The sequence below is a fragment of the Nostoc sp. LEGE 12454 genome (assembly GCF_056620565.1).
The window spans coordinates 1-5,120 of sequence record NZ_JBWQXL010000095.1 but is presented as its reverse complement, the minus strand read 5'-3'; the positions used below and the strand labels follow the sequence as shown (position 1 = coordinate 5,120).

Here is a 5,120-nt window from a genome sequence, read left to right as displayed (position 1 = left end):
GAAAGATGTTACTCGAAGCTAAAAAGGTTAAGCGCGTAACATCTCAATTCATGTCCAAAAGTGGCGCTAAAGAAGCGGCTAAAAGAATGAAAGCTCTCAAAAGCACTGCTGCTAATGCCAAGAAAGTACAGGATGCTTTCTTCAAAAAAATGCCTGGTGGTGCTACTCCTAAAAATAGTGGTCTTGCAGGGGGGCAACTACTAGGGATTGTTCTTCAGGGAGGATTAGCAGCAGCAGTAATCCACAGTATTCTCGTTCAGAATTTCATAAATGACACAGTAGACAGACAGTTTACTAATTTAAACAATGACCTTTCAAAGAACCTCACATTGCTGACAACTTTGAACTCAAGAGTAAAAAATCTTGATACAAGAGTTAATGAATTCAACAGAAAAATCACCAAAGAACTTGATGCAAACGCTAAAGACTATGCACAGTTAAACAAGCAAACAGAAACTATTGCCAAAAATGCAGTAGATGCTAAAAAACAAAGCAATGATGCGCTGTATGAAACGCGGGAAGGCAGAAAGATTGTAACGGGACTAGCGGAAGCCGCCAGAAAATTAGGAAACGATGCTTTGTATGAAGCACGAGCAAACAAGCGCGAAATTGATTCAAAAATCACCTCAATTCAACAGCAAGTTAATAAGCTTGCAACCGACGCTAACCAAAAGTTTCAGCAACAGATACAAGTAACTGTTGACAATATACAAAAAGGGCTGGCTGAAGCTAAGGCACAAGCAAAAGTTGCTACCGAAACTAATGGCGTACAGTCAAACTTAATTGCCACAGTGCAAAATACGATTAAAACACTGGATACTAAGTTTGTTGATTTAAAAAACTCCGTTGTTCAAATAGTAAATAATAAAGTTCAACCTTTAGAAGTCAAACAACAGGCAACAGACCAAAAGCTTGGCGTGACAGTTACAAGCATCGAAGGTACTGTTGCTGGGTTGAAGCAAACATACCAGCTATCTTATGAAGCTCAAGCTGCTAAATGGAATGCTGATTTAAGCAAGCTGCAAGGGAAAGTTGGAGATATCCAAACAGTCACCCAATCGAGTGGTTACAAGTCAGCGACTGCGGATTTAGCTAAGGATATTAATCAGATTAAACAAGAAATTCCAGCCATCAAAAGCGACATAAATAGCAGTCAAGCAGAAATTACAAAAATTGATACAAAGTTAAGGGAACAAGAGAAAGTGAATAGTGCAGCACTTCCAAAGCTCGATCAGATTCTTGGAATATTGCCATTTATCCCAGCAAGGGCAGCAGCGGCGATTAGACCGGATATCCCAACAATTCCACAAATTGAGCAAGCGGCGGCTACTGGTACGTGTCGGACGACCCAGCCTGGGGGCTGTATGAATAGAGCCTTAAAAGATAATGCAGCAGATATTACCAACAACAGCAACACTAATACAGCCAATATTTTAGATGCTGTAAATACTGGTGCAAACGCTGCATTGTTAGCGGGGCAGGAGACAATTTTACAAAGATTAGGCGATCAGTTACCAGGTGGTATCGGCGGTAAATTATCAAGATTTGCTGAATGGATGCATCTCGATAGAGTGCTAAATATTTTAATCCTTGCTGCAACTATCCACAATGGGCTAATGCTTTCTAATGATATAGGTCAAACGTTGGTTGGAGCGCTTAACAATGTCCTGCAATTAATCGGGTTAAAAAAAGAAGATGGCAGTGCTTTTGATATTGGCTCCGTCATCAATAGCTCTATTGAAAATCTGATTAAGGGAGCTATCGGAGCGGAAAACTATCAACAACTAACAACAGTTTGGGCGAAAGCTAACCGCATTTATCAAGCAACCACTAACGTTCTCAATAGCTTTCAAAATCTTACTTCAACTGTTCTCAATGGGTTAGAGCTAGTAGCAGGGCAAACGGGTAAAATCGGTAACGCTTTAAGAGCAAGCGGGGAAGTTTTGGAGTCAGCTTATCAATGGATGAATCCTCAACCAAAAATCAACCGCGTCACTAACTTCTTAGAAGGGCTGCAAAATGGAGCATCAACCATCCAACAAGTTACTCAAGTACCTCTAGATACAATCAATGCTATTACGGAGTTACAAACAGCTAATACAGATTTTATTAAAGCGATCAAGGAAGATGATAAGCCAGAAAATAAAGGCGTGACTGTAGAAGAACCCGCAAAGTTAGCAGAAGGAAAGGCATTAGCAAAAGAACTGTCTAAAGGTCTTGAATTACTAGGAATAGATTTGGAGGCAGATGAAGACTAATGGCATTACCTCCTGATTTTAATCACTGGGAGCATCTACAAGATATGCTCAGGCTTTACCACAACAAACTAGTTAGGCAATACTTCAAAAATCAACCAGATGCTGATATTTCAACACCTAAGCCAGCATTAAAGCAAGCTTGTTTAATAGATGATGCTGATACTGTAGCTATGACTCAGTTACGTTTATGGCTATTTGAAATTACTGTCGGTCACGCTCAATCTTTGCAAGCTCCTATTTATGGAATTCCTGTCACAGAATTACAACGAGATTTCAAATTTAAACCACAAATAAAACTTTACTTCAAAGAACCATACGACTTTGAAAAACATGGTGATGGTACAGAGCAAGTACGCGGTGAAATCAGCTTTAGAATCATGAATAAAACTGCTGATACTATTTCAAGGGCTGATGCTGTTGAATACGCTCGTGAAATCAAAGCAGAATTTGCTACTCCTCCATTAATTTGGAAGAAAGGTAAATACAAATGCACCTATATAGACCTAGAGAATGGTTTTGATTTACGCCTATTGTGCATATCTAAAGCTGAGGGACTATCAACAGTTCAATCAGTTCTAAAAATATTGGATAAGACTTACAGCGATAATAATTTCCAATTTATCGAAAATACTAAAGAATACCCAGCTAACCCAGGTACACATCGAGTATATGGAAAAACAGTTAAGAAATTTAGGCAACGTCCGACTGCTGACGTGAAGTTTACCCACGCTCAGTTACTTATCCCTGGACAAGTAAAGCCTGTTAACTTGGTTGGTCTGAACGGACGGCTTAAAAGCGTTATAGAAAATGTGACTGCACCTTAGACCTTTTATTTCTTTCTAATCCTTTTTCGGGAAGTATACTTGTCACTGGTTTAATTCTGGCTAAAACACGGTGCTAGCTTGGGTTGAAACGTAAGTATCAACTTTGTAGGAATTTAGACCAGATGACCAGATACGGTGATATTCGGCGAGCTAAAGAACTAACCGAGGCTTTAACCAAGTTACGCGAGTGGGAAGACAAACCCCTAAAAGAAAAAAGAGCGCTATACAAAGCACAACGCGGTAGTTCAGTAAGGGTCAAAGTTATTCGTACTAAAGGATATGTCGAATCTTTTGAACTCCAAGGTCGTGTATATTTGCCAGTAAAAGTGCTTTCAGATAACCAAACGGGAGGCAATGCTACTACCTTGGCCAAGACAGTCCGCGAAGCAGTACAAACAAGCGGTAGGACTCTTGCAGTCGGCTTTACCCTTCCTACTGGTGGCATCCTTCTTGATGGACTGAGTGGCTATCGCCCAGCGCGCCTATCGCTAACAGATCGTGGGGCAGAGGTCGCCGACAATAATTCACGCATTACCGATCTTGATTACAAGCGGTACGACAACAAAAGTGTCTCATCTCCTTTCGGTTCTAAAGCCGCTGGTAGTGAACCTTATGCAGATGCTGTCGCAGAAATAAGCGATCTTCCAGCAATTAAAGCCTTTGCTCAACAAGAAGGTAATCGAGTTTCATTTATCCCAGAGGTTATCTAATGAGCGTTTTGTTCCTGCCGGATTACCGTGATTTATTAATGGTATCCGCTGGTGATGAACGCAGTATCAAAGGGATGATAACTATCAATCAAGCTTCTGCTGATTGGCTAGCAAGCAAAATGGATACAGGCACTTATTTTGATGTGTTAGATCACTTCGGAATCGACCCGTTTTTGCACGTCAATCCTGTGGAAGATTTGGTTTTCAATCAAGTTATTAATTTAAACCTTTGATATGAGGGAATTACAGCTTGGTAATTCTAGTAACTGGGAGATTATTCATAACGAAAATGTCTCGGCAGTGTTTTTACCTAAAGTTGGGGGCGGGTATAAAACCGTCCCTATCCCTGAAATCTCTATTGCTCTGTTGCTAGATGTTTTTGTTTTAGCAATTCTGGTTTCTACAAATGTCCCAGAAGGCAGAACTTGGAAGTTTGCTGGTAATGTTAGGCAGAAAGTTAGTACCGGTATTGTTTTCGGTGGTTCTCAAGATGCCAGTTTTAACAGAAGATATGCTCTTTTTTTAGACAAAATAAATCTTGTAGTTTTTCCACCAATATCTACTAGTTACAGTATTTCTATTCAAGTACCAGACTGGTTTACTAATGTCAGCTTGACTGTTTGGCGTTACACGGGCCCTGACTATGATTCTGATTTAGCACGGATTGAATCTAAAATTGATGCTCTTTAAGAGATGAAAATTGATATTAATAACGCTCTTACTATCATTCTTGGATTACTTACTTTGGTAGGAGCTATTTACCGATTGGCCCAGGTGGAGGCGAATATCAACGCCAAAATTAACAGAGTTGAAACTAATCTATTAGCATCGGTGGATCAACTCAAAGATAACTTTGTCGATCGGTTGTACACCGTTGAGAGAAAAGTAGACGTGCATCTAACTGAGTACAGTGAAAAGAAACTTTTTGTTGAGTATCGCCTGAACGGCATTGAAAGTATGGTTAAACACAAGTTTGATAGGCTGGCTAACTGGGTTAAGCAGATAGCCGGTTTCCTCAACAAACAATCTAACTTTCAGATCCGCGATGACAAGTTTTAAGCACAAGTATTTATTCCCTGCCTCCCATCCTGAAGAAAAGTTGACCTTCTCCCGCACTATGTCCACTACCTTCTAGCAGGCGTTGTGTAGTGTACGGGCAAGCGGACGCTGTTTTCCCATGTGCATTATCTAGTTTACTCACTGGTAGAGTCGATGGCGGGTATTATCCCGCGCACCTCTCAATTAAATCTGGGCGTGCAAGTTTCCCCGCACCCAGCTTCCGATGTTCCTACTTTGCGGTTTTGCTCATGTGCAGGTAATCATGGCAG

General features: G+C 40.6%; 6 protein-coding genes. All 6 read left to right on the top strand.

Features of this window, described 5'->3' with window-relative positions; all coding sequences use genetic code 11:
* Positions 1–2,258: hypothetical protein (locus tag AC1F2U_RS34415; protein WP_480265224.1), on the top strand; the 2,258-nt coding region annotated here is incomplete at its 5' end.
* Positions 2,258–3,082: a hypothetical protein gene (locus tag AC1F2U_RS34410; RefSeq protein WP_480265223.1), complete on the top strand. Its 825-nt coding sequence runs from the start codon at positions 2,258–2,260 to the stop codon at positions 3,080–3,082. The genes AC1F2U_RS34415 and AC1F2U_RS34410, both read left to right, overlap by 1 nt.
* Positions 3,083–3,204: 122 nt before the next feature.
* Entirely contained in the window at positions 3,205–3,792 is a 588-nt protein-coding gene (locus AC1F2U_RS34405; RefSeq protein ID WP_480265222.1) for a hypothetical protein, read from the top strand.
* On the top strand, positions 3,792–4,025 hold the full coding sequence (locus AC1F2U_RS34400) for a hypothetical protein (protein ID WP_480265221.1): 234 nt from the start codon (positions 3,792–3,794) through the stop codon (positions 4,023–4,025). Before AC1F2U_RS34405 ends, AC1F2U_RS34400 begins: the two co-directional genes overlap by 1 nt.
* Before the next feature lies 1 nt (position 4,026).
* Positions 4,027–4,482 carry a hypothetical protein gene (locus AC1F2U_RS34395; RefSeq protein ID WP_480265220.1) on the top strand — a complete coding sequence of 152 codons (456 nt, stop codon included), beginning with the start codon at positions 4,027–4,029 and terminating at the stop codon, positions 4,480–4,482.
* Positions 4,483–4,485: 3 nt separating this feature from the next.
* On the top strand, positions 4,486–4,851 hold the full coding sequence (locus tag AC1F2U_RS34390) for a hypothetical protein (RefSeq protein WP_480265219.1): 366 nt from the start codon (positions 4,486–4,488) through the stop codon (positions 4,849–4,851).
* Positions 4,852–5,120: the final 269 nt, after the last annotated feature.